The organism is Citrobacter sp. C6_1 (genome assembly GCF_014596835.2).
In the GTDB taxonomy this organism is placed as follows: Bacteria; Pseudomonadota; Gammaproteobacteria; order Enterobacterales; family Enterobacteriaceae; genus Citrobacter; species Citrobacter pasteurii.
The window spans coordinates 1004109-1027155 of sequence record NZ_CP115031.1 but is presented as its reverse complement, the minus strand read 5'-3'; the positions used below and the strand labels follow the sequence as shown (position 1 = coordinate 1027155).

The window sequence follows — 23047 nt, the reverse complement described above, 5'->3', positions numbered from 1 at the left end:
AAGTAAAATCCCGTATGCGCTCAATCGTCAAAATTTCGCCATATTGCCTGAATATCTTCCATCAGATAGCCGCGATAGAGCAAAAAACGCTGGACCTTTATCTTATCTGAAAAATCCACAGGTAAAGGTTCTCCGTATTTCCGGACGGCCTGCTCACGCGCAAGCAGCGCCCAGTCAATTTCACATTCGCACATAGCACGCTCAATGGCCTCACGCGCGATCCCTTTCTGATTTAGTTCCTGGCGCACGCGGGCAGGTCCGTAGCCCTTACGGCTACGGCTGGCGATAAACTGCTGAACAAATCGGTCATCATCAAGATAACGGCTTTCAATACACCAGGCGATGACCTTGTCATAATCCTCCGGCGTAGCATCAATGTCTTCCGGTCCATTTTTTCCCATCACCGGAGCGGCCAGCTTGCGCCGCAGTTCCTGCTCGCTGTGATCGCGCATCGCAAGTATTCGCACGGCGCGGTCAAGTAATCGGGAGTAAGTAGAGCGGCGGGAAGTTGAATCTGTCATATTGAGCCTTCAGAAATGGAAAAGGGCTGCATGATATGCAGCCCTTTTGTATGCGATTGCGTCAGACTATCAGAAATCTTCGTTGGTTTCTGCTACGTCTTCACCACTGTCATCAACGGAGAAATCGGGCGTTGAATCCTGGTTATTGAGCAGTAACTCGCGTAATTTTTTCTCAATTTCTTTTGCGGCAGCCGGGTTTTCTTTCAGCCAATTGGTTGCGTTCGCTTTACCCTGACCGATTTTCTCACCGTTATAGCTGTACCATGCACCGGCTTTTTCAATCAGCTTCTCTTTCACGCCCAGGTCAACCAGTTCGCCGTAGAAGTTGATACCTTCGCCGTAAAGAATCTGGAATTCAGCCTGTTTAAACGGTGCTGCAATTTTGTTTTTCACGACCTTAACGCGGGTTTCGCTACCGACCACGTTATCGCCCTCTTTCACCGCGCCAATACGACGGATATCCAGACGGACGGAGGCGTAAAATTTCAGGGCATTACCACCGGTAGTGGTTTCCGGGTTACCGAACATAACGCCAATCTTCATACGAATCTGGTTGATGAAAATCAGCAGCGTGTTGGACTGCTTCAGGTTACCGGCCAGCTTACGCATTGCCTGGCTCATCATACGTGCCGCAAGACCCATATGAGAGTCACCGATCTCACCTTCGATTTCAGCCTTCGGCGTCAGTGCAGCAACGGAGTCAACAACGATAACGTCGACTGCGCCAGAACGCGCCAGCGCGTCACAGATTTCCAGAGCTTGTTCACCCGTATCCGGCTGAGAACACAGCAGGTTATCAATATCAACGCCAAGCTTACGCGCATAGACAGGATCCAGCGCGTGTTCTGCATCGATGAACGCACAGGTTTTACCTTCGCGCTGTGCGGCGGCAATAACCTGTAATGTCAGCGTTGTTTTACCGGAGGATTCTGGCCCGTAGATTTCGACGATACGGCCCATTGGCAAACCGCCCGCGCCCAATGCGATATCCAGAGAAAGCGAACCGGTGGAGATGGTTTCCACGTCCATGGAACGGTCTTCACCGAGGCGCATGATGGAGCCTTTACCGAATTGCTTTTCGATCTGGCCCAGCGCTGCCGCCAACGCTTTCTGTTTGTTTTCGTCGATAGCCATTAATTACTCCTGTCATGCCGCTTTCGGGTTAAACCGCGAAACGTGATAGATAAAGTTCTGTTGAGGCAATTATACTGTATGCTCATACAGTATCAAGTATTTTGTAGAAATTGTTGCCACAGGGTGTGTAACGCATACGCAGTCGCCTGACGGCGTACCGACTCACGGTCGCCGCTAAAGCATTCCCGGCGGGTAATCCCCTCGCCGCTTGCGCTGGCAAAGGCAAACCATACCGTCCCCACAGGCTTTTCTTCGCTACCGCCATCGGGTCCTGCGATACCGCTAATCGAGACGGCGAAGTCTGCACGGGCGGCTTTTAGCGCGCCAATCGCCATTTCAACGACCACCGGTTCACTCACCGCCCCATGCTGAGCCAGCGTTTCTTCGCGCACGCCAATCATCTGCGCTTTGGCTTGGTTGCTGTAAGTGACAAACCCGCGTTCAAACCAGGCGGAGCTTCCGGCAATATCCGTAATAACTTTAGCCACCCAGCCGCCGGTGCAGGATTCCGCCGTCGTCACGGTTGCACCGCGCGTTTTCAGCGCCAGGCCAACCTGCTCGCTTAACTGCATCAGTTCACTGTCGGTCATTTCAGCCTCTGTCAGTTAAAAAAATATGCCGGACAAGATAGCACTTTCATAACCAATGTGGGGATGAGGAGAACGTTTTACGAGGGGGATTCCAAAAATTGCTCCGTTGCAGAAATAAGACCTGCCGGATAGCGATGCCAGAGCATCTTATCCGGCCTACAAGTAAAATCTTCCTGTAGGCCGGTAACGCGCGATTACTGCACACGCGCCAGCGCCACCGCCTGGCCCAATTGCCACACGGCCATCGCGTAATGCGTGCTGTGGTTGTAACGGGTGATGGTGTAGAAGTTCGGCAGTCCATACCAGTACTGGTAGCCGGTGCCAACATCCAGACGCAGCAGGCTGGCCTGCTGATGATTCCCCAACGACTGCTGCGGTGTCAGGCCAGCAGCGGCAAGCTGAGAAATGCTGTATTGGGTTTTAAAGCCATTCGCAAGACCCGGTGCCTGTCCATTTGCAGGTACTGCCACGGTATCGCCTTTCACCCAGCCGTGCCCTTTGAAATAGTTCGCCACGCTACCGATGGCATCAACCGGATCCCACAGGTTAATGTGACCATCGCCATTGAAATCAACGGCATATTGTTTATAGGAAGACGGCATAAACTGGCCGTAGCCCATTGCCCCCGCGAAAGAACCTTTCAAATCGAGCGGATCGTCGCTTTCATCCCGCGCCATCAGCAGGAAGGTTTCCAGTTCGCCAGAGAAGTATTCCGCCCGACGAGGATAGTTAAACGACAGCGTCGCCAGCGCATCCAGAATCCGCGTTTTGCCCATCACGCGGCCCCAGCGCGTTTCAACGCCGATAATGCCGACGATAATTTCTGGTGGTACTCCGTATACCTGCCACGCGCGGTTCAGGGCATCTTCATATTGGTTCCAGAACGCCACACCATTTTGCACGTTGTCCGGGGTGATGAACTGTTTGCGATAGCGCAGCCATGCGCCGTTAGGTCCGGCTGGCGGCTGCGTTGTGGGTGCCTGGCGATCCATCAGACGCAATACTGAGTCCAGGCGCTTGGCCTGCGACAGGATTTCCTGCAACTGCTGGCGGTCAAAACCATGCTTGTTCACCATTTTCTCAATGAACTGCTGCGCGTTCGGATTATTGGCAAAATCGCCGCCCGTTTGCATGACATTGTGCTGCGGCTCAAGCAGGAATCCGCCGGATGGCGTACCCGTAGTCGTTTGAGTCTCTGAAGGTTTAGGTTTGCTGCTACAGGCAGCGAGCAATACGAAAAGGGGAAGTAACGCTACATAACGACGCTTGAACATGAGACATCCATTAAACAAATTCAGCCTGGGGGAAGTATGGTAAAGCATCCTCCGTCACACAAGGAAGCAGTTGTCGCTCTCCTTCACAGAATTTCCCCCCTCTTGCACTTCCGCCCGGCACAATTGCGAGCCTTCACGCATTATCTTTCAAATTAAAATATTTATCTTTCATTTTGAGATCAAAATAACACTTTTAAATCTTTCGATCTGATTAAAATTAATTACCGTTTGGCAAGATAACTAAAAACCCCTACAGGAGAGAATAATGATCGACACCATCACACTCGGTGCTGAGTGGTTTATCGGGTTGTTCCAGAAAGGCGGAGAGGTCTTTACCGGCATGGTGACCGGTATTCTCCCCCTGCTGATCAGTTTGCTGGTCATCATGAATGCGCTGATTAACTTTATCGGTCAGCAGCGTATTGAACGTTTTGCCCAGCGCTGCGCCGGAAACCCGCTGTCCCGCTACCTGCTACTGCCGTGCATCGGCACATTCGTTTTTTGTAACCCTATGACGCTGAGCCTGGGCCGCTTTATGCCGGAAAAATACAAGCCCAGCTACTACGCCGCCGCCTCTTACAGTTGCCATTCAATGAACGGCTTGTTCCCACACATTAACCCCGGCGAACTGTTTGTTTATCTGGGGATCGCCAGCGGACTGACTACGCTGGGCCTGCCGCTCGGCCCGCTCGCGGTGAGCTATTTGCTGGTCGGTCTGGTAACCAACTTCTTCCGCGGCTGGGTAACCGATTTCACTACCACCATCTTTGAGAAAAAAATGGGCATCCAACTTGAGCAGAAAGTCCATCTGGCGGGGGCAACATCATGACGCATATTCGTATTGAAAAAGGTACCGGCGGCTGGGGCGGCCCGCTTGAACTGGATGCCGTTCCGGGCAAGAAAATTGTCTATATCACTGCCGGAACGCGCCCGGCGATTGTCGACAAACTGGCGAATCTGACCGGTTGGCAGGCCGTTGATGGCTTCAAAGAAGGTGAACCGCCGGAGAATGAAATTGGCGTGGCGATCATCGACTGCGGCGGCACGCTGCGCTGCGGGATCTATCCAAAACGTCGTATCCCGACGGTGAATATTCACGCTACGGGTAAATCCGGTCCGCTGGCCCAATACATTATCGAAGATATCTATGTCTCTGGCGTAAAAGAAGAAAACATTACCATTGTCGGTGAAGCGTCCGCTACACCAACGCCGACAAGCAGCACTATCGGTCGCGATTACGACACCAGCAAAAAAATCACTGAACAGAGCGATGGCCTGCTGGCAAAAGTTGGGATGGGTATGGGTTCCGCCGTTGCGGTACTGTTCCAGTCCGGACGCGACACGATTGATACGGTGCTGAAAACCATTCTGCCGTTTATGGCATTCGTCTCGGCGCTGATTGGCATCATTATGGCTTCTGGTCTGGGAGACTGGATCGCCCATGGACTCGCGCCACTGGCCAGCCATCCTCTGGGACTGGTGACGCTGGCCCTGATTTGTTCTTTCCCGCTGCTGTCGCCTTTCCTCGGCCCCGGTGCGGTCATCGCCCAGGTTATCGGGGTACTGATCGGCGTGCAAATTGGTCTGGGGAATATCCCGCCACATCTGGCGCTACCTGCCCTGTTCGCCATTAACGCCCAGGCTGCATGCGACTTTATTCCTGTCGGGCTGTCGCTGGCCGAAGCGCGCCAGGACACGGTTCGCGTCGGCGTGCCATCGGTTCTGGTGAGTCGTTTTCTGACCGGCGCGCCTACCGTTCTCATCGCCTGGTTTGTTTCCGGCTTTATTTACCAATAAGAGGCACCCAAAAATGACCGTGATTTATCAGACCACCATCACCCGCATCGGCCAGAGCGCCCCGGATGCACTCAGCGACCAGATGTTGATTACCTTTCGTGAAGGCGCGCCCGCGGATATCGAGGAGTTTTGCTTCATTCATTGCCACGGCGAGCTGAACGGTTCGTTGCAAGCTGGGATCCAGTTCGAACTAGGCCAGCATCACTATCCGGTCACGGCCGTTGGCAGCGTGGCGGAACAAAACTTACGTGAACTGGGACATATCACCCTGCGTTTTGACGGACTGAGTGAAGCGGAATTCCCCGGCACCGTACACGTTGCAGGCCCCGTACCGGACGGTATCGTGCCGGGCTGTATTTTGAAGTTTGTTGCTTAAGATTGAAGGAGATAAAGATGAATCAGGTTGCCGTTGTCATTGGTGGAGGCCAGACCCTTGGCGCATTCCTTTGCCGTGGGCTTGCGACAGAAGGATACCGCGTCGCGGTGGTGGATATTCAAAGCGATAAAGCCGCCAACGTGGCGCAGGAAATTAACGCCGAATTTGGCGATGGCACCGCCTACGGTTTTGGCGCCGATGCCACCAGCGAGCAGAGCGTGCTGGCGCTGTCGCGCGGAGTGGATGAAATATTTGGCCGCGTCGATCTGCTGGTTTACAGCGCGGGTATCGCTAAAGCCGCGTTTATCAGCGACTTTCAGCTTGGGGATTTCGACCGCTCGCTGCAGGTGAATCTGGTTGGCTACTTCCTCTGCGCACGTGAGTTCTCACGCCTGATGATTCGCGATGGCGTTCAGGGACGCATTATCCAGATCAACTCCAAATCAGGGAAAGTGGGCAGTAAACACAACTCAGGCTATAGCGCGGCAAAATTTGGCGGCGTGGGCTTAACCCAGTCACTGGCGCTGGATCTGGCGGAATACGGCATTACCGTGCATTCACTGATGCTCGGCAATCTGCTGAAATCACCGATGTTCCAGTCGTTATTACCGCAATATGCAACCAAGCTTGGCCTCAAGCCAGACGAAGTGGAGCAGTACTACATTGATAAAGTGCCACTCAAACGCGGCTGCGATTATCAGGACGTGCTGAACATGCTGCTGTTTTACGCCAGTCCAAAAGCCTCTTACTGCACCGGGCAGTCCATCAACGTGACCGGCGGTCAGGTGATGTTTTAATGTTGAATTGCCGGATGGCGGCTGTGCTTATCCGGCAAAATCAAAGGAGTACATTATGGTTTCAGCACTGATTACCGTCGCTGCTATCGCCTGGTGTCTGCAACTGGCGCTCGGTGGCTGGCAAATATCCCGCTTTAATCGGGCTTTCGATAAGCTCTGCCAACGGGGTCGGGTTGGCGTGGGGCGCTCCGGCGGACGTTTTAAACCCCGCGTGGTGATCGCCATTGCGTTAGATGAGCAGCAGCGGATTACCGATACGTTATTTATGAAAGGTCTTACGGTATTCGCCAGACCGGGCAAAATTGCCACAATAATGGGCAAACATCTTGATGAATTACAGCCTGATGTGATCTTTCCCCATGATCCGCTTTCGCAGAATGCACTATCATTGGCGCTTAAACTGAAACATGGGTAATTTCGTTGTGAATGCTAATAGCTTGCGAAATTATCATTTTGCAACCTATACCCTAAATAATTCGAGTTGCAGGACGGCCAACGCACATGCAACTTGAAGTATGACGGGTATATACATAAGTCAGGGTAATCACGCCTATGAAACCTCGTCAGCGTCAGGCTGCCATACTGGAGCACCTGCAAAAGCAGGGAAAATGCTCAGTTGAAGAACTGGCCCACTACTTTGACACCACCGGTACGACCATTCGCAAAGATCTGGTCACTCTGGAAAATGCCGGAACCGTCATTCGCACCTATGGCGGCGTAGTATTGAATAAAGACGAATCCGACCCGCCAATCGATCACAAAACGCTGATCAATACGCATAAAAAAGAGCAAATTGCCGAAGCCGCCGTTCGCTTTATTCACGATGGCGACTCCATTATTCTGGATGCGGGCAGTACGGTGCTGCAGATGGTGCCGATGCTCAGCCGCTTTAGCAACATCACCGTCATGACCAACAGCCTGCACATTGTCAACGCGCTTTCAGAGCTGGACAACGAGCAAACCATCCTGATGCCCGGCGGGACATTCCGTAAAAAATCTGCGTCATTTCACGGTCAGCTGGCAGAAAACGCCTTTGAGCAGTTCAGCTTTGATAAACTCTTCATGGGCACCGACGGCATCGATCTTAATGCCGGTGTGACCACATTTAATGAGGTGTTTAGCGTCAGTAAAGCGATGTGCAATGCCGCTCGCGAAGTCATTCTGATGGCTGACTCGTCAAAATTTGGGCGCAAAAGTCCCAATGTTGTGTGCAGTCTGGAAAGCGTCGACAAATTGATTACCGATGCGGGTATCGACCCTGCATTTCGTCAGGCGCTGGAAGCAAAAGGGATTGAAGTAATCATAACCGGAGAAACCAATGAGTGATGCACTACTGAACGCGGGTCGTCAGACGTTAATGCTGGAGCTACAGGAAGCCAGCCGACTACCAGAACGACTGGGCGATGATTTTGTCCGCGCTGCCAATACTATCATCCACTGTGAAGGCAAAGTGATTGTTTCCGGGATTGGCAAGTCAGGCCATATTGGCAAAAAAATCGCGGCAACCCTCGCCAGCACCGGCACACCCGCCTTTTTTGTGCATCCGGCAGAAGCGCTGCACGGCGACTTAGGGATGATTGAAAGCCGCGATGTCATGCTGTTTATCTCCTACTCCGGCGGGGCTAAAGAGCTGGATCTCATCATTCCACGCCTGGAAGACAAATCCGTCACCCTGCTGGCAATGACCGGAAAACCGACCTCGCCGCTGGGTCTGGCGGCCAAAGCCGTGCTGGATATTTCCGTTGAGCGCGAAGCCTGTCCGATGCGCCTGGCACCGACCTCCAGCACCGTTAACACGCTGATGATGGGCGACGCGCTGGCCATCGCCGTGATGCAGGCGCGCGGGTTTAACGAAGAAGATTTCGCCCGTTCCCATCCGGCAGGTGCACTGGGCGCGCGCCTGTTAAATAAAGTGCATCACCTGATGCGCCGTGACGATGCTGTACCACAGGTAACGCTCACCACCAGCGTCATGGATGCGATGCTGGAACTTAGCCGTACGGGTCTTGGCCTGGTGGCAGTCTGCGACGATGCCTCGCTGGTAAAAGGCGTCTTTACCGACGGCGACCTGCGCCGCTGGCTGGTTGGCGGTGGAGCGCTCACCACTGAGGTTAGCGAGGCGATGACCCACAATGGCGTTACGCTGCAGGCACAGAGCCGCGCCATCGACGCCAAAGAGATCCTGATGAAGCGCAAAATCACCGCCGCACCGGTGGTCGATGAAAACGGTAAACTCACCGGTGCTATCAACCTGCAGGATTTCTATCAGGCCGGTATTATCTAATCTTTCAGCCCCAGACGTTTCGCCAGCCGGTGCAGGTTGGCGACGTCTGTTTCCAGCGCCCGCGCACTTGCCGCCCAACTGTGATTATTTTGCGCCAACGCCCGGCGGATCATCTCCCGCTGGAATGACTCCGTTGCCTCACGCAGATTATGCTGCGGCGAGATCTCTGCAACAACTTCCGCCGCCGGTGTTACAGGCGCTTCATCCTGCAGGGCAAAATGCTGCGGCTCCAGCACCACTTCATCCCCTGCCCTGGTGGCTCTTGCCAGAACGACCGCCCGGTGAATGGCATGTTCCAGTTCGCGCACGTTACCAGGCCAGGCGTAGCTCAACAGATGACTACGCGCACCGGGGCTTAACGCCACGCGGGACAGTCCCAGCCGCAGCCGACATTGCTCGCAAAAATAGCCTGCCAGCAGCACTACGTCTTCGCCGCGTTCACGAAGAGGCGGAACGGAAAGGGGAAAGACGCTCAGCCGGTGGAACAAATCCGCACGGAAATTTCCGGCCAGCACCTCTTCGCGTAAATCACGGTTTGTTGCCGCCAGTACCCGCACGTCGACGCGCAGGCTGCGATCGTCGCCCACGCGCTGAATATCACCGTACTGCAACACGCGCAGCAGCTTAGCCTGTAGCGCCAGCGAGAGTTCGCCAATCTCATCTAAAAACAGCGTCCCGTTGTCGGCCATTTCAAACTTACCGCTCCGATTGCTGATAGCCCCGGTAAAGGCCCCCTTTACGTGACCAAACAGTTCGCTTTCCGCTACGCTTTCCGGCAACGCCGCACAGTTCAGATACACCAGCGGATTCACCGCGCGGGGTGAACCTTCATGGATTGCTTTGGCTACCAGCTCCTTCCCGGTCCCCGTTTCACCGCTAATCAGTACGTTGAGATCGGACCCTGCCACAATCTCAATTTCTTTTTTCAGTTGCATCATATTGGGCGACAGGCCAATCATCTGCGTTTCCGTCACCTGCTCGAAAGCCGTTGACGAACCCGGCAGCATATTCTGGCTTTCCAGCTGTTCAATCAGCAGCGCATTGCTCAACGCGCCAGCCGCCAGCGCGGCAATCAGCCTGAGTTCTTCATCGCTGAACACATCGAACTGATCAGGCTCCATGCCATCCAGCGTGAGCGCCCCGATCAGATTTTGTCCGGCAAACAGCGGCAATCCGATACAGGCATGCACCTTCAGGCTCTCCTGGCCTGGGATCAGCCCGTCGTAAGGATCGGGCAAATCGCTGTCGGCAGGAAAACGTACCACGTCTCCGGCACGGGCAATCGCTTCCAGACGAGGATGCCCTTCCAGCGTAAAGCGCCTGCCGAGAACATCCTGCGCCAGCCCATCGATTGCCAGTGGAATAAACTGTCGCGACTCATAGCGCAGCAATGCCGACGCATCGCACTCCAGTACCTGACGCAGGGTGGTTATCAGGCGTTGAAAACGATCCTGATGTCCAATACCGCTTTGTAATTCAATGGCGATGCCCGCCAGCACGTCTACGGAAAAGCTCATGGCTACCTCATTGTCATTTTGACAATTCATATTGTCATATTGACAATAAAATATATAGTCATTTTGACTACCACCTTATAGGCAATAAACAGTAAACACTTTAAAATCAAATAAATAAAAAGTTGGCACACAACCTGCAGTTAGCAAAACATCTTTTTTGAAAAACGCTGAATTAATTGAGGTTGCTATGTCTATTCTGGTTAAAAATAACATTCATTGGGTTGGCCAACGTGACTGGGAAGTGCGTGATTTCCACGGAACTGAATACAAAACACTGCGCGGCAGCAGCTACAACAGCTATCTCATCCGTGAAGAAAAAAATGTCCTGATTGATACCGTAGACCACAAGTTTAGCCGTGAATTCGTGCAGAACCTGCGCAGTGAAATTGACCTGGCAGATATCGACTACATCATCATTAACCACGCGGAAGAAGACCATGCCGGTGCGCTGACCGAGCTGATGTCCTGCATCCCGGACACGCCAATCTACTGCACCGCTAACGCCATTGACTCTATTAACGGACACCATCATCACCCGGAATGGAACTTCAACGTGGTAAAAACTGGCGACAGCCTGGACATCGGCAACGGTAAACAACTGATCTTCGTTGAAACGCCGATGCTGCACTGGCCGGACAGTATGATGACCTACATGACCGGCGACGCCGTGCTGTTCAGTAACGATGCCTTCGGCCAACACTACTGCGACGAACGTCTGTTTAACGACGAAGTTGACCAGACCGAGCTGTTCGAACAGTGCCAGCGTTACTACGCCAATATCCTGACGCCGTTCAGCCGTCTGGTGACGCCGAAAATTACTGAGATCCTCGGCTTCAACCTGCCGGTCGATATGATTGCCACTTCCCACGGCGTAGTGTGGCGCGACAACCCGACACAAATCGTTGAGCTGTACCTGAAATGGGCGGCGGATTATCAGGAAGACCGCATCACCATTTTCTACGACACCATGTCCAATAACACCCGCATGATGGCGGACGCAATTGCCCAGGGCATCAACGAAGTCGACCCAAATGTAGCGGTGAAAATCTTTAACGTCGCCCGTAGCGACAAAAACGAAGTCCTGACCAACGTCTTCCGCTCTAAAGGCGTGCTGGTCGGTACTTCCACAATGAACAACGTGATGATGCCGAAAATCGCCGGTCTGGTGGAAGAGATGACCGGCCTGCGTTTTCGTAACAAGCGTGCCAGCGCCTTTGGTTCACACGGCTGGAGCGGCGGTGCGGTAGACCGTTTGTCCACACGTTTGCAGGATGCCGGTTTCGAGATGTCGCTGAGCCTGAAGGCCAAATGGCGTCCGGACCTCGATGCGCTGGAACTGTGCCGCCAGCACGGCCGTGAAATTGCGCGTCAGTGGGCGCTTGCTCCACTGCCAGAAACCCCTGTCAAAGCCGCATCCAAAGAAGAAGAGTGCGCCTGCGCCGCTGCGGCTGCCGCCGATCTTGGTCCCAGCATGCAGTGCAGCGTGTGCCAGTGGATTTACGATCCAGCAAAAGGTGAGCCGCTGCAGGACGTTGCACCGGGTACGCCGTGGAGCGACGTACCGGACAACTTCCTGTGCCCGGAATGTTCATTAGGTAAAGACGTCTTCGACGTATTGGCAACGGAGGCAAAATGAGCCACGGAATTGTCATTATTGGTTCGGGCTTCGCCGCCCGCCAGTTAGTCAAAAATATCCGTAAGCAGGATGCGGCTGTTCCGCTGACCCTGATTGCCGCGGACAGCATGGATGAGTACAACAAGCCCGATCTCAGCCATGTTATCAGTCAGTCGCAGCGTGCAGACGACCTCACCCGCCAGTCAGCGGGGGAGTTTGCTGAACAGTTTAATTTGCGCCTGTTCCCACATACCTGGATTTCCGACATCGACGCCGATGCCCACGTAGTGAAAAGTCAGGACAAGCAGTGGCAGTACGACAAACTGGTGCTGGCGACGGGGGCTTCAGCCTTTGTACCACCGGTTAGCGGGCGTGAGTTAATGCTCACTTTGAACAGCCAACAAGAGTATCGCGCCTGTGAAACGCAGCTGCATGACGCCCAGCGAGTGCTGATTGTTGGCGGTGGCCTGATTGGCAGCGAGCTGGCGATGGATTTCTGTCGGGCCGGTAAAGCGGTGACGCTTATCGACAACGCCGCCAGCATTCTGGCCTCACTGATGCCGCCGGAAGTCAGCAGTCGATTACAGCATCGTCTGACCGATATGGGTGTCCATCTGCTGCTGAAATCTCAGCTTCAGGGGCTGGAAAAAACGGCCTCGGGTATTCGCGCCACGCTCGATCGTAGCCGCAACGTAGAAGTCGATGCGGTGATTGCCGCCACAGGCCTGCGCCCGGAAACCGCACTGGCGCGTCGCGCCGGATTGAACATCAATCGTGGCGTCTGCGTCGACAGCTACCTGCAAACCAGCCACCCGGACATTTATGCCCTCGGCGACTGTGCGGAAATTAATGGTCAGGTTCTGCCGTTCCTGCAGCCGATTCAGCTGAGCGCCATGTATCTGGCGAAGAACCTGCTCGGCGGCAATGCGCCATTAAAGCTGCCAGCGATGCTGGTAAAAGTCAAAACGCCAGAGTTGCCATTGCATCTGGCCGGGGAAACCCAGCGCCGCGATCTAAACTGGCATATTGCCGCCGAAGCGCAGGGTATGGTAGCCCGAGGGATGAACGACGAAGGTCAATTGTGTGCCTTCGTCGTCAGTGAAGACCGGATGAAAGAGGCCTTTGCGCTGCTGAAAACGTTGCCCGTGTAAGTCTGTGATGCCGGGTGGCGCCGCTTCTCGTCTTATCCGGCCTACGAGTGAGTATCTATTTGTAGGCCGGATAAGGCGCAGCCGCCATCCGGCATTCTACGCTTCACTTAACACCCGCGCTGCAGCAATCACGCCCTGCCCCAATGACAATCCACCGTCGCCCGCCGGTAAACGCTGCGGGAACAATAAGGTAAAATCATGCAGATAAAATGCCAGCCGGGATGACAATAAGCGGTTATGCATCACGCCGCCGCTGAATACTAACGTTTCAATTCCGCGCATTTCGGCCTGCTCACGCATCAGCGTGGCAAAACCGCGCGCCAGCGCATCGTGAAACGCCCACGCTCTTTCTGCAGGGGCGGTCTGCCAGGTCAGCCATTGCTGCCAAAAAACCGCTAAGTCCAGTTGATTGCCATTAAGCGGCACCGTAACAGGGTGATCAACGCCTGCACACTGCGATGCCAGCGCCTCCAGCGCGCAGGCAGCCTCACCTTCATAACTCAACGATTCCGGCGCACAACGCAGCGCGGCGGCAACCGCATCAAACAAGCGCCCGCACGACGATGCCAGTGGGGCATTGATTCCCCGCTCGATGGCGCGCGCCAGTACGTTCCAGTTTTGCCGTTGCAGCGCCGATGTTTCCGGGTAACCCTGCCAGTCAGGAACAAAGCGCAGGCACTGCGCGAGCAGATTACGCCACGGCTGCTTTGCCGCCAGATCGCCGCCCGCCAGCGCTACCGCCGGTAAGCCGCCAAGATGTTCGCATTCACGATAATTGACCCGCAGACATTCGCCGCCCCACAGCTCGCCATTTTCCCCCATGCCGATACCGTCCAGCGTCAGAGCAATCACATCGCCGCCATCGAGCGGCCAGCCGTGCTCGGCCAGACATGCCGCAGCATGCGCATGGTGATGCAGTACCGTTTCGGTTGGCAGATTCATTTCGCTGGCCCACTGGCTGGAAACATAGCCAGGGTGCGCATCATGCACGATACGCTGTGGCGTAAAATCATAAATATTCTGGATCAGGCGTAGCGCATCACGCCACTGCAGCTGAATGCCATCATCGCTGAGATCGCCTAAATGCTGGCTGATAACCGCCTGTTCGCCGCGCACCAGGCAGAAGGTATTTTTCAGATCCGCGCCTAAGCACAGCACTGGCGGCACGTCACGAAATCCCGGCGGCAGTGCTATCGCATCCGGCACGTAACCCCGGGAACGACGCAGCATTTCCCCGCTGTCACGCACCACGGAGTCATCCATCCGCTGCACAATTTCGCGGTTATGCAGCAGAAAACCATCGGCAATCTCACGTAAATCTTCCAGCGCCTGCGCATTGGTAATAGCAGGTGGCCTACCGCTAAGATTGCCGGAGGTCATTACCAGCGGACAATTCATCTCTTGTAAGAGCAGATGCTGCAACGGATTCGCGGGCAGCATGACGCCTACTTCCGTTAACCCTGGCGCAATGCCCTCGCTCAATGCAGCGACATAGCATTTCTGCACCAGCACGATTGGCGCCGCAGGCGTTGTCAGCAAACGACGCGCGGGTTCAGGTAATCCGTCATCAGCAGGCAGCATTACCGCCAGCGGTTTCGCCGGACGGTGTTTACGCAACCTGAGCAGCGCGACGGCGTCATCATTGCGCGCATCGCACACCAGATGAAACCCACCAATCCCTTTAACGGCCACAATGCCGCCTGCTTTCAGCTGTGCCACCGCCGCCTGCAGGGCGTCTTCTTTTTCAGCCCGCACGTCAGTATTGATCCATTCCAGATGCGGGCCGCATGCCGGACAGGCAACGGGCTGGGCGTGGAAGCGACGGTCATACGGATCGCGATACTCTTTGTCGCACTGCGGACAGAGCGGGAATGACGCCATGACGGTCAGCGGACGGTCATACGGCATGGCGCGGATAATGGTAAAACGTGGACCACAGTGGGTACAGTTGATAAAGGGATAACGATAGCGGCGTTCGCCGGGGGTGTTCATTTCAATCAGACATTCGGGACAGGTCGCGGCGTCAGGAACGATCTGCGTATTCATCGTACCGCCAGCGCTTTGGCGAATAGTGAAATCGGCAGGCTGTTGCGTCCAGGCGAAAGGTTCGCGCTCAACGCTATCAATGCGCGCCAGCGGCGGGCAGTGTTGGTGCAACTGCGCAATAAACTCCGCCGGATCTTCTTGTAAGCGCACAACCACACCGTCACCGTCGTTACACACGTCGCCATGTAGCTGTAACCGTTGCGCCAGTTGCCAGACGTAAGGGCGAAATCCGACGCCCTGTACCTTGCCGCGAATACGCAACTGTACGCCGGAGGGGGTGTTTATTGTCATTAGATTATTCCCGCAGTCATCAATCCCGGTTAGCCTGATGGCGCGATGCTTATCAGGCCTACGGGGATGCGAACAGTAGGCCGGATAAGGCGAAGCCGCCATCCGGCATAAGTACTACCGTATTTTACGCGGAATTTCAGATATCAGAACAGCAAAGATGCGGTGGAATCCAGCGCCGCGCGACGGCGTTTTTCAGCGCTCAGTTGCTCAAGTTTATTGCGATCCACATAAATCAGCGCGTGAGTCGGGCAGACTTCCATACAGGCAGGACCGGCCTCACGGTGGTGGCACAGATCGCACTTATTGGCTTCGGCTTTTTCTGCGCGGACGTTCAGACCTGCCCCACTATTACGTACAACCGGGCGCACAACCACTTCCATTGCGCCATAAGGGCAGGCCACAACGCAGGTTTTACAGCCAATACAGCGTTCCTGCATTACGTGGACAAAGCCTTTATCACGGCTGATTGCACCGTTCGGACAGACATTAGCGCACGGCGCGTCTTCACACTGGCGGCACAACGTCGCCGTGGAGACATTAACGCCTTTGATGACGTGAATGCGGGGTAAAAAGGTTTCAGGGGTCAGCGATGCGCAGTCCTGGTTATCCTGATGGGATACCACGCAGGCCACTTCACAGGTACGGCAACCAATGCATTTATTGGCGTCAGCAATGATGAAACGGTTCATCAATTTCTCCAGCAATGACAGATTATCTGCCGAAGCATTCATAAATCGTGCCAGCTTTTAATTTGCTGTTATTAAAGGTTTTTTATTTTGATGAACACAAGGAGGACGTGTCATCGTCACTAGTGACGATGACTAATGACAGCCGTCAGGACGAAACGGGCGACGCAACAGAGTCACGTTGAATGAGTTCACCGGTGAAGGTTTTTGGCGGGGTAAACGCCCCGTCCCCTAGCATAAAAATCAGCCGTCCAATCGTTTCCTGGATCATTTCCGTCACCGGGATCTTGACGCTGGAAAGCGCAGGAATCGTATATGGCGCGAGGGCGATATCATCGAAGCCAATCACCGACACCTGTAAAGGCACGCGCACACCATGGGCGTGTAACTGCTTCATCGCGCCAATCGCCATATCGTCATTGCTGGCCACCAGCGCTGTAAAATTGACCTTACGTGAAAGCAAAGCCTCAACGCCCGCAGCACCGCAGGCCGGCGTCCACTTTCCTTTAACAATCAAGTCATTATTAAGCGAAATACCATGATGCGCCAGCGCATCTTTATAGCCTGAAAGTCGCTCCACGCCGGTAGGTGAATCCATCGAGCCGGTAATAAAACCAATCTCTTTGTGCCCGGCGGCAATGAGCTGAGTAACGGCGTTAAAGCTGGTCTGCTTTTGATCGCACCACACGCAGTGGCTGGTGTTTTTCCGCAGTCGTCGGTTAAGCACCATAATCGGCTGACTATGGGCGTCGATGATATCGTCTATCTCATCCACGCTGAGAAAACGCGGATAAATCATAATCGCGTCGCAGCGTAAGTCCAGAAGGTATTGGATCGCCTGGCGTTCTTCCTCAGCGCTATGCTTACCATCAGCCAGCAACAGCTGACGTCCCTTATCCTCCGCCATGCGTGCGGTATGAAACAACAGTTCGCTGAAATAGACGCCGTGATAAAGGGTGTTCGTCACCACCAGTCCCAGCGTCTGCGTGGTTTTCGCCGCCAGGCTGCGCGCCAGCAAGTTAGGGCGATAACCACTCTCTTCAATGGCCTGAAACACGCGATCTTTGGTCTCCTGGCTGACGTAGCCGTTCCCGGAAAGCACCCGGGAAACCGTCGCTTTCGACACGCCGGCACGCTTCGCCACCTCCAGCATCGTGGTCATATTACTCATCCCTTTTCTCTCAATGTGACGCAGTGTACTGCACCGTTTCGCCGCTGTCCTTGCTGCTAAATCGCAGATGCCAACATCTGGTGATCAACGTCACAATTATAAAAACCGATCAAAATTAAATCTTGCTCATTACTCATAAATTAAACATGATTTTGTGGAACCGGTTTCCTATCTGCGTTTCATAACCCAGAAAAGCGACCCAACGTAAACGGATAAAACATAACGTACCCTACTGATAAAACAGGATTAAATCCGATGTCCAAGAATTATGCAGCGCTGGCGCGCTCCGTTGTGACGGCTCTGGGAGGCGTCGACAACATCACAGCAGTGACCCACTGTATGACCCGTTTGCGTTTCGTTATCAAAGATGACTCGCAGGTCGACAGCGCGACGCTGAAGACGCTTTCTGGCGTGCTTGGCGTGGTGCGTAGCGATAACCAGTGCCAGGTGATCATCGGCAACACCGTTTCACAAGCGTATCGCGAAGTGGTCAGCCTGTTGCCTGCCAATATGCAGCCCGCTGAGCCGCAAACCAAACCCCGACTGACGCTGAAGCGGATTGGCGCGGGGATCCTTGACGCGCTGATCGGCACCATGTCCCCGTTGATCCCGGCGATTATCGGCGGATCAATGCTCAAGCTGCTGGCAATGATCCTCGAAATGACCGGCGTGCTGGAGAAAGGATCGTCCACGCTCACTATTCTGACCGTTATCGGCGACGGCGCATTTTTCTTCCTGCCGCTGATGGTCGCCGCTTCGGCAGCCATCAAATTCAAAACCAACATGTCGCTGGCAATCGCCATCGCAGGTGTACTGGTGCATCCCAGCTTCATCGATCTGATGGCGAAGGCCGCGCAGGGTGAGCACGTTGAGTTTGCCCTGATCCCGGTGACGGCGGTGAAATACACCTACACGGTGATCCCGGCGCTGGTGATGACCTGGTGCCTGTCATACATCGAGCGTTGGGTGGATCGCATCACCCCGGCAGTAACCAAAAACTTCCTGAAACCAATGCTGATCGTGCTGATCGCCGCGCCGCTCGCCATCGTCATCATTGGCCCGATCGGCATCTGGATCGGTAGCGCAATTTCAGCGCTGGTGTATACCATTCACGGCTATCTCGGCTGGCTGTCGGTGGCCATTATGGGCGCATTGTGGCCGCTGCTGGTGATGACCGGTATGCATCGCGTCTTCACGCCAACCATTATTCAGACCATTGCCGAAACCGGAAAAGAAGGCATGGTGATGCCGTCTGAAATCGGCGCCAACTTGTCGTTAGGCGGTTCATCACTGGCAGTGGCATGGAAAACCAAAAACCCGGAACTGCGTCAGACGGCATTAGCGGCCGCCGCCTCTGCCATCATGGCGGGGATTTCCGAACCCGCGCTGTATGGCGTAGCGATCCGCCTGAAACGACCACTGATTGCGAGTCTTATCAGCGGTTTTATCTGTGGTGCCGTTGCCGGCATGGCCGGGCTGGCGAGCCACTCCATGGCGGCTCCGGGCCTGTTTACCAGCGTACAGTTTTTCGATCCGGCCAATCCGATGACTATCGTCTGGGTGTTTGGCGTGATGGCGCTGGCGGTGGTGCTTTCCTTTGTATTAACACTGATTCTCGGCTTTGAAGATATTCCTGTCGAAGATGCCGCCGCGCAGGCCAGAAAAAACCAGGCCGCACAACCGGGCAATATCAATGGAGCCAGCATTTGACTGGTATGAACTGAGGTTAATTATGTCTGTTTTTCCGCAAGGATTTTTATGGGGCGGCGCGCTGGCCGCCAACCAGTCTGAAGGGGCGTACCGGGAAGGTGGCAAAGGGCTGACCACCGTCGATATGATCCCCCATGGCACAAACCGCATGCCCGTCAAACTGGGACAGGAAAAGCGCTTTACGTTGCGGGATGACGAATTTTATCCCAGCCATCAGGCGATCGACTTTTATCATCGCTATAAAGAAGATATCGCGCTGATGGCGGAAATGGGGTTTACCGTTTTCCGTACTTCCATTGCCTGGAGCCGCCTCTACCCCAACGGTGATGAGCTGACGCCGAATGCAGAGGGTATCGCGTTTTACCGGGCGGTGTTTGCCGAGTGTAAAAAATACGGTATTGAGCCATTAGTCACGCTGTGTCACTTCGATGTGCCGATGCATCTGGTCACCGAGTACGGTTCATGGCGCAACCGTAAAATGGTGGAGTTCTTTACCCGCTACGCCCGTACCTGCTTCGAGGCCTTTGACGGGCTGGTGAAGTACTGGCTGACATTCAACGAAATCAACATCATGCTGCACAGCCCTTTTTCAGGTGCCGGACTGGTGTTTGAAGAAGGCGAGAATCAGGATCAGGTGAAATACCAGTCCGCCCACCACGAACTGGTAGCCAGCGCGCTGGCGACGAAAATTGCCCATGACGTTAATCCGCACAACCAGGTCGGATGCATGCTGGCGGGCGGTAATTTTTATCCTTATTCCTGTAAACCAGAAGATGTGTGGACCGCGCTGGAAAAAGACCGCGAAAACCTGTTCTTTATTGATGTGCAGGCGCGCGGGGCTTATCCCGCATACTCAGCCCGCGTGTTTCGCGAAAAAGGCGTTGTGATTGAAAAAGCCCCGGAAGATGACGATATCCTGAAAAACACCGTCGATTTTGTCTCGTTTAGCTATTACGCATCGCGCTGCGCCTCGGCGGAAATGAACACCGGCAATACCAGTGCTGCCAACGTGGTGAAATCGCTACGTAATCCATACATTGCCGCCAGCGAATGGGGCTGGGGCATCGATCCGCTCGGTCTGCGCATTACCATGAATATGATGTATGACCGCTACCAGAAGCCGTTGTTTCTGGTGGAAAACGGGCTGGGGGCGAAAGATGAAATTGATGCTAACGGTGAGATCAATGACGATTATCGCATCAGCTATTTACGCGAGCACATTCGCGCCATGGCCGACGCGATTGAAGATGGCGTGCCGCTGATGGGTTACACCACCTGGGGCTGTATTGATCTGGTTTCAGCCTCGACCGGTGAGATGAGTAAGCGTTACGGTTTTGTGTATGTGGATCGCGATGATGCGGGCAATGGCACGCTGGCGCGCACCCGTAAGAAATCATTCTGGTGGTACAAAAAAGTGATCGCCAGTAACGGCGCCGATCTGGCGTGACGGAGCTGCCGGAGGGGTCCACTGCCCTCCGGCAGACGTGCGTATTTTCATTTATTGCATTCAAAATGTGGAATCGTCCTTCCAGTTTCAGGTTTGCCCCCACGCGTTTTTACTGGCATTTTATTCAGTAGTTTTTAATCCTGGTCGTTCACCACAAGGAAACGTGCATGTCTGATAAAAATGGCACAACAGCAGTGGCTATAACCAAACCCGTACGTCGATTGAAAGTTGGCTATGTCAGAAAACGCCATGAAGATCCCAAAACGGGTTACACGCGACGAATCAGTCGGCACGCTTCACTCACGCTGAATGGCGACTGGCTGGAACAAGCTGGGTTTCCTACCGGTACGGCAGTGAGTGTGTCAGTGATGCAGGGGAAATTAATTATTGAGCAGGTCATTGAGTAACGAGGAAGGCGGGAAACAGGCCGGATGTCACTCACATCCGGCACTGATACGGTTTACTCTTCCGGCGCTTCAAGCTCGGAGAATCCACCGTGTCCTTCCCAGTCGGCTAATCGCTGATAGACGGTATCGACCGCATCTTTGATCGGTTGTGTCATCGGGTAGTAAAAACCGACAATATCCGGCTGAATGCCAAGGAAAATCACCTCGCCAACGTCATCTCTCAGCTGATCGACCAGGTAGTTCAGCGGCATGTTGTGGGTGGTCATCATGAACATCTCGGCAATATCATCAGGATCGATAATACGGATTTCACCGGGGTTGAGGCCCATGTCGGTGGCATCCACAATCAACAGACGCTGCGGGCGCAGTTCACGGATCGCGACGATGTCGTTTTCCGGCGCGCTGCCGCCGTCAATGACCACCCAGTTGCCTTGAGGGTTTGCGGCACACATTTCGGCCAGCAGGGGACCCGCACCGTCGTCGCCCATCATGCTGTTACCCACACATAATAAAACGTCAGTCACGGTGTCTCCTCACCATCAGATAGATGGCGCTTTCCTGGTGAATGTCGTGCAGCATGCTGAGCATCAGTTTGCTCCACTCCTGCTGCTGCGGGGTCTGCACGGCACGCGCATCGTCGAACGCGCGCGCCAGCATTTGCACATGGTTGAAATCGATGACGATCTCGCCGTACTTCGGCACACCTTCCATTTTCCGGCGGGCTTCACTGCCTTCGGCAAGCGTGGCAATCCACGCCAGATAGTCATCCCACGGACAAGTCAACGCCGCTTCCAGGCAATCGATGATCCCGAGGTGGTGACCAATCGCCAGGCTGTAATAGACAACCTGCTGCGCCTCGGCGGGCGTCGCATCGTTCTCATCAATAAACTTACGGCTCAGTTGGCTGAACACCACCGTTTCACTCATCGGATACGTGCCTCTTCAACAACATGGTTAAGATGGGTGACGATCTCGGTCAGACGCGGATCGTTTTCCGCTTCCAGCCAGCGCGTCACCTGGTGCTCGCCCTGCCCTAACTGCGTCATATAGTCATCAGCAATCTGACGGCCGTAGCGATAACCCGCCAGACGGCGAGCTTCGCGATCAACCTTCACGCGCAGTGGTTGAACCATATCCGGATGCAGAATTTCGGCAGGCTGCCCATCCAGTTCACCTGGCGCTCGCGCGTGAATTTTCTGTTCCAGCAGACCCAGCGCCATGGCAAAACCGTACAGCGTGGCTGCAGGCGTTGGCGGGCAGCCAGGGATATACACATCCACCGGTACGATTTTGTCCGTGCCGCCCCATACGCAGTATAAGTCGTGGAAGATACCGCCGCTGTTGCCGCAGGCACCGTAAGAGATACAAATCTTCGGGTCTGGCGCAGACTGCCAGGCGCGCAGCGCCGGAGAACGCATGGCACGGGTTACCGCGCCGGTAAACAGCAGGATATCCGCATGGCGTGGGGACGGTACCACTTTGATGCCAAAACGTTCGGCGTCAAACAACGGAGACAGCGTGGCGAAGATTTCGATTTCGCAACCGTTGCAGCCGCCGCAGTCCACACGGTAAACGTACGCTGAACGCTTGATGCTTTTTAGCAGCGACGCTTTCATGCTGGCAATGGATTCATCCACCGTCATCGGTACCGGAATACCGTTGGCGTCACGTGGGCCTAATAAATTGCTCATCAGCTGGCCTCTTTCATATGGCGAGTCAGTTCAATACGGTCAGACGGCACCAGACATTTCTGGCGCTTACAATCCGGGCAGGTCTCAAAACTTTCACGGTGGTTTTCCGCACGGGAATCGCCGTTGTGCTTCAGCAACGCAATGGCGTAATCAATCTCTTTTTGTACCGCAAACGGGCGGTTACATACGCGACAATGACACAGCGCAAAGCGAGACTGCTGCAGGAAATCCTCTTTCTTCCACACCGCCAGCTCATATTCCTGCGACAGCTTGATTGCCGCCGTCGGGCAAACTTCTTCGCAGCGGGCGCAGAAGATGCAGCGACCGAGATTGAACTGCCACGCCAGTTCATTGGTGACCAGATCGGTTTCAACCGTCAGCGCATTCGACGGGCACGCATTCACACAGGCCGCGCAGCCAATGCACTGCTGCGGATTGTGTTCCGGTTTGCCACGGAAGTTTTTATCGACCGCAATCGGCTCCAGCGGATACGACGACGTCGGTGCCCCGGTTTTGATGACTTTTTTGATAAAGGTAAACAT

At 54.5% G+C, this 23047-nt stretch carries 24 protein-coding genes; 12 read left to right on the top strand and 12 right to left on the bottom strand.

The annotated features are described in order from the left end of the window. Positions 1-20: 20 nt before the first annotated feature. The 4 genes from recX to mltB form a co-directional block, all read right to left on the bottom strand. On the bottom strand, positions 21-521 hold the full coding sequence (gene recX / locus IB196_RS05035; protein WP_188232184.1) for a recombination regulator RecX: 501 nt from the start codon (positions 519-521) through the stop codon (positions 21-23). A gap of 69 nt (positions 522-590) precedes the next feature. Next, positions 591-1655: a recombinase RecA gene (recA, locus tag IB196_RS05030; RefSeq protein ID WP_005130545.1), complete on the bottom strand. Its 1065-nt coding sequence runs from the start codon at positions 1653-1655 to the stop codon at positions 591-593. A gap of 92 nt (positions 1656-1747) precedes the next feature. Continuing rightward, complete coding sequence (gene pncC, locus IB196_RS05025) at positions 1748-2245, bottom strand: nicotinamide-nucleotide amidase (protein WP_005130547.1); 498 nt, start codon at positions 2243-2245, stop codon at positions 1748-1750. Between the two features lie 194 nt (positions 2246-2439). Further along, a complete protein-coding gene (gene mltB, locus IB196_RS05020) occupies positions 2440-3519 on the bottom strand; it encodes a lytic murein transglycosylase B (protein WP_005130548.1) in 1080 nt (359 codons plus the stop codon). A gap of 265 nt (positions 3520-3784) precedes the next feature. On the opposite strand from mltB, the gene srlA reads away from it, so the two are divergent. From srlA to gutQ, 7 genes are all read left to right on the top strand, one after another. Further along, positions 3785-4348 carry a PTS glucitol/sorbitol transporter subunit IIC gene (srlA, locus tag IB196_RS05015; protein WP_003037339.1) on the top strand — a complete coding sequence of 188 codons (564 nt, stop codon included), beginning with the start codon at positions 3785-3787 and terminating at the stop codon, positions 4346-4348. Next, positions 4345-5316, top strand: a complete 972-nt coding sequence (locus tag IB196_RS05010) for a PTS glucitol/sorbitol transporter subunit IIB (RefSeq protein WP_188232183.1) — start codon at positions 4345-4347, stop codon at positions 5314-5316. Before srlA ends, IB196_RS05010 begins: the two co-directional genes overlap by 4 nt. A gap of 13 nt (positions 5317-5329) precedes the next feature. After that, on the top strand, positions 5330-5692 hold the full coding sequence (gene srlB, locus IB196_RS05005) for a PTS glucitol/sorbitol transporter subunit IIA (RefSeq protein ID WP_005130554.1): 363 nt from the start codon (positions 5330-5332) through the stop codon (positions 5690-5692). Between the two features lie 17 nt (positions 5693-5709). Continuing rightward, positions 5710-6489: a sorbitol-6-phosphate dehydrogenase gene (srlD, locus tag IB196_RS05000; RefSeq protein WP_005130555.1), complete on the top strand. Its 780-nt coding sequence runs from the start codon at positions 5710-5712 to the stop codon at positions 6487-6489. Between the two features lie 55 nt (positions 6490-6544). After that, on the top strand, positions 6545-6904 hold the full coding sequence (gene gutM / locus IB196_RS04995) for a transcriptional regulator GutM (RefSeq protein WP_005130557.1): 360 nt from the start codon (positions 6545-6547) through the stop codon (positions 6902-6904). 137 nt (positions 6905-7041) lie between these two features. Continuing rightward, complete coding sequence (locus tag IB196_RS04990; protein WP_005130558.1) at positions 7042-7815, top strand: DNA-binding transcriptional repressor; 774 nt, start codon at positions 7042-7044, stop codon at positions 7813-7815. Further along, on the top strand, positions 7808-8773 hold the full coding sequence (gene gutQ, locus IB196_RS04985; RefSeq protein ID WP_005130560.1) for an arabinose-5-phosphate isomerase GutQ: 966 nt from the start codon (positions 7808-7810) through the stop codon (positions 8771-8773). Before IB196_RS04990 ends, gutQ begins: the two co-directional genes overlap by 8 nt. On the opposite strand, the gene norR is transcribed toward gutQ, so the two are convergent. Then, the gene (gene norR, locus IB196_RS04980; protein ID WP_005130562.1) at positions 8770-10290 is read right to left on the bottom strand and encodes a nitric oxide reductase transcriptional regulator NorR; all 1521 of its coding nucleotides are present in this window, start codon (positions 10288-10290) and stop codon (positions 8770-8772) included. The two genes, gutQ and norR, sit on opposite strands and share 4 nt — an antisense overlap. 187 nt (positions 10291-10477) lie before the next feature. Between norR and norV the strand changes: the two genes are divergently transcribed. Next, complete coding sequence (gene norV / locus IB196_RS04975) at positions 10478-11926, top strand: anaerobic nitric oxide reductase flavorubredoxin (protein WP_149692331.1); 1449 nt, start codon at positions 10478-10480, stop codon at positions 11924-11926. Continuing rightward, positions 11923-13056: an NADH:flavorubredoxin reductase NorW gene (gene norW, locus IB196_RS04970; protein ID WP_040232244.1), complete on the top strand. Its 1134-nt coding sequence runs from the start codon at positions 11923-11925 to the stop codon at positions 13054-13056. The genes norV and norW overlap by 4 nt, the downstream gene beginning before the upstream one ends. Before the next feature lie 96 nt (positions 13057-13152). On the opposite strand, the gene hypF is transcribed toward norW, so the two are convergent. The 3 genes from hypF to IB196_RS04955 all read right to left on the bottom strand — a co-directional run bounded on the left by hypF (position 13153) and on the right by IB196_RS04955 (position 17241). Beyond that, positions 13153-15393: a carbamoyltransferase HypF gene (gene hypF, locus IB196_RS04965; RefSeq protein WP_188232182.1), complete on the bottom strand. Its 2241-nt coding sequence runs from the start codon at positions 15391-15393 to the stop codon at positions 13153-13155. A gap of 143 nt (positions 15394-15536) precedes the next feature. Continuing rightward, positions 15537-16082, bottom strand: coding sequence for an electron transport protein HydN (gene hydN / locus IB196_RS04960; protein ID WP_003037366.1), 546 nt, complete (start codon positions 16080-16082; stop codon positions 15537-15539). Between the two features lie 145 nt (positions 16083-16227). Next, on the bottom strand, positions 16228-17241 hold the full coding sequence (locus IB196_RS04955; RefSeq protein ID WP_005130570.1) for a LacI family DNA-binding transcriptional regulator: 1014 nt from the start codon (positions 17239-17241) through the stop codon (positions 16228-16230). Between the two features lie 264 nt (positions 17242-17505). On the opposite strand from IB196_RS04955, the gene ascF reads away from it, so the two are divergent. The 3 genes from ascF (at position 17506) to IB196_RS04940 (ending at position 20814) form a co-directional block, all read left to right on the top strand. Beyond that, complete coding sequence (gene ascF / locus IB196_RS04950; RefSeq protein ID WP_003037374.1) at positions 17506-18960, top strand: PTS cellobiose/arbutin/salicin transporter subunit IIBC; 1455 nt, start codon at positions 17506-17508, stop codon at positions 18958-18960. A gap of 22 nt (positions 18961-18982) precedes the next feature. Continuing rightward, positions 18983-20407 (top strand): 6-phospho-beta-glucosidase, encoded by a 1425-nt coding sequence (locus IB196_RS04945; RefSeq protein WP_040232279.1) that lies wholly within the window; start codon positions 18983-18985, stop codon positions 20405-20407. A 167-nt stretch (positions 20408-20574) separates the two neighbouring features. Beyond that, entirely contained in the window at positions 20575-20814 is a 240-nt protein-coding gene (locus IB196_RS04940; protein WP_005130577.1) for a SymE family type I addiction module toxin, read from the top strand. Between the two features lie 53 nt (positions 20815-20867). Here IB196_RS04940 and hycI read toward each other — a convergent pair whose 3' ends face one another. From hycI to hycF, 4 genes are read right to left on the bottom strand one after another with little or no spacing between them, the layout of a single operon-like run. Then, a complete protein-coding gene (gene hycI / locus IB196_RS04935; protein WP_005130581.1) occupies positions 20868-21338 on the bottom strand; it encodes a hydrogenase maturation peptidase HycI in 471 nt (156 codons plus the stop codon). Further along, positions 21331-21741 (bottom strand): formate hydrogenlyase maturation HycH family protein, encoded by a 411-nt coding sequence (locus IB196_RS04930; protein ID WP_005130585.1) that lies wholly within the window; start codon positions 21739-21741, stop codon positions 21331-21333. The genes hycI and IB196_RS04930 overlap by 8 nt, the downstream gene beginning before the upstream one ends. After that, positions 21738-22505 carry a formate hydrogenlyase subunit HycG gene (gene hycG, locus IB196_RS04925; RefSeq protein ID WP_005130587.1) on the bottom strand — a complete coding sequence of 256 codons (768 nt, stop codon included), beginning with the start codon at positions 22503-22505 and terminating at the stop codon, positions 21738-21740. Before hycG ends, IB196_RS04930 begins: the two co-directional genes overlap by 4 nt. Next, positions 22505-23047 (bottom strand): formate hydrogenlyase subunit HycF, encoded by a 543-nt coding sequence (gene hycF / locus IB196_RS04920; protein ID WP_149692329.1) that lies wholly within the window; start codon positions 23045-23047, stop codon positions 22505-22507. The genes hycG and hycF overlap by 1 nt, the downstream gene beginning before the upstream one ends.

Excerpts from the sequence above, each read along its gene's own strand:
- recX (WP_188232184.1), bottom strand. The coding sequence starts at position 521 with ATGACAGATTCAACTTCCCGCCGCTCTACTTACTCCCGATTACTTGAC.
- recA (WP_005130545.1), bottom strand. The coding sequence starts at position 1,655 with ATGGCTATCGACGAAAACAAACAGAAAGCGTTGGCGGCAGCGCTGGGC.
- pncC (WP_005130547.1), bottom strand. The coding sequence starts at position 2,245 with ATGACCGACAGTGAACTGATGCAGTTAAGCGAGCAGGTTGGCCTGGCG.
- mltB (WP_005130548.1), bottom strand. The coding sequence starts at position 3,519 with ATGTTCAAGCGTCGTTATGTAGCGTTACTTCCCCTTTTCGTATTGCTC.
- srlA (WP_003037339.1), top strand. The coding sequence starts at position 3,785 with ATGATCGACACCATCACACTCGGTGCTGAGTGGTTTATCGGGTTGTTC.
- IB196_RS05010 (WP_188232183.1), top strand. The coding sequence starts at position 4,345 with ATGACGCATATTCGTATTGAAAAAGGTACCGGCGGCTGGGGCGGCCCG.
- srlB (WP_005130554.1), top strand. The coding sequence starts at position 5,330 with ATGACCGTGATTTATCAGACCACCATCACCCGCATCGGCCAGAGCGCC.
- srlD (WP_005130555.1), top strand. The coding sequence starts at position 5,710 with ATGAATCAGGTTGCCGTTGTCATTGGTGGAGGCCAGACCCTTGGCGCA.
- gutM (WP_005130557.1), top strand. The coding sequence starts at position 6,545 with ATGGTTTCAGCACTGATTACCGTCGCTGCTATCGCCTGGTGTCTGCAA.
- IB196_RS04990 (WP_005130558.1), top strand. The coding sequence starts at position 7,042 with ATGAAACCTCGTCAGCGTCAGGCTGCCATACTGGAGCACCTGCAAAAG.
- gutQ (WP_005130560.1), top strand. The coding sequence starts at position 7,808 with ATGAGTGATGCACTACTGAACGCGGGTCGTCAGACGTTAATGCTGGAG.
- norR (WP_005130562.1), bottom strand. The coding sequence starts at position 10,290 with ATGAGCTTTTCCGTAGACGTGCTGGCGGGCATCGCCATTGAATTACAA.
- norV (WP_149692331.1), top strand. The coding sequence starts at position 10,478 with ATGTCTATTCTGGTTAAAAATAACATTCATTGGGTTGGCCAACGTGAC.
- norW (WP_040232244.1), top strand. The coding sequence starts at position 11,923 with ATGAGCCACGGAATTGTCATTATTGGTTCGGGCTTCGCCGCCCGCCAG.
- hypF (WP_188232182.1), bottom strand. The coding sequence starts at position 15,393 with ATGACAATAAACACCCCCTCCGGCGTACAGTTGCGTATTCGCGGCAAG.
- hydN (WP_003037366.1), bottom strand. The coding sequence starts at position 16,082 with ATGAACCGTTTCATCATTGCTGACGCCAATAAATGCATTGGTTGCCGT.
- IB196_RS04955 (WP_005130570.1), bottom strand. The coding sequence starts at position 17,241 with ATGACCACGATGCTGGAGGTGGCGAAGCGTGCCGGCGTGTCGAAAGCG.
- ascF (WP_003037374.1), top strand. The coding sequence starts at position 17,506 with ATGTCCAAGAATTATGCAGCGCTGGCGCGCTCCGTTGTGACGGCTCTG.
- IB196_RS04945 (WP_040232279.1), top strand. The coding sequence starts at position 18,983 with ATGTCTGTTTTTCCGCAAGGATTTTTATGGGGCGGCGCGCTGGCCGCC.
- IB196_RS04940 (WP_005130577.1), top strand. The coding sequence starts at position 20,575 with ATGTCTGATAAAAATGGCACAACAGCAGTGGCTATAACCAAACCCGTA.
- IB196_RS04930 (WP_005130585.1), bottom strand. The coding sequence starts at position 21,741 with ATGAGTGAAACGGTGGTGTTCAGCCAACTGAGCCGTAAGTTTATTGAT.
- hycG (WP_005130587.1), bottom strand. The coding sequence starts at position 22,505 with ATGAGCAATTTATTAGGCCCACGTGACGCCAACGGTATTCCGGTACCG.
- hycF (WP_149692329.1), bottom strand. The coding sequence starts at position 23,047 with ATGTTTACCTTTATCAAAAAAGTCATCAAAACCGGGGCACCGACGTCG.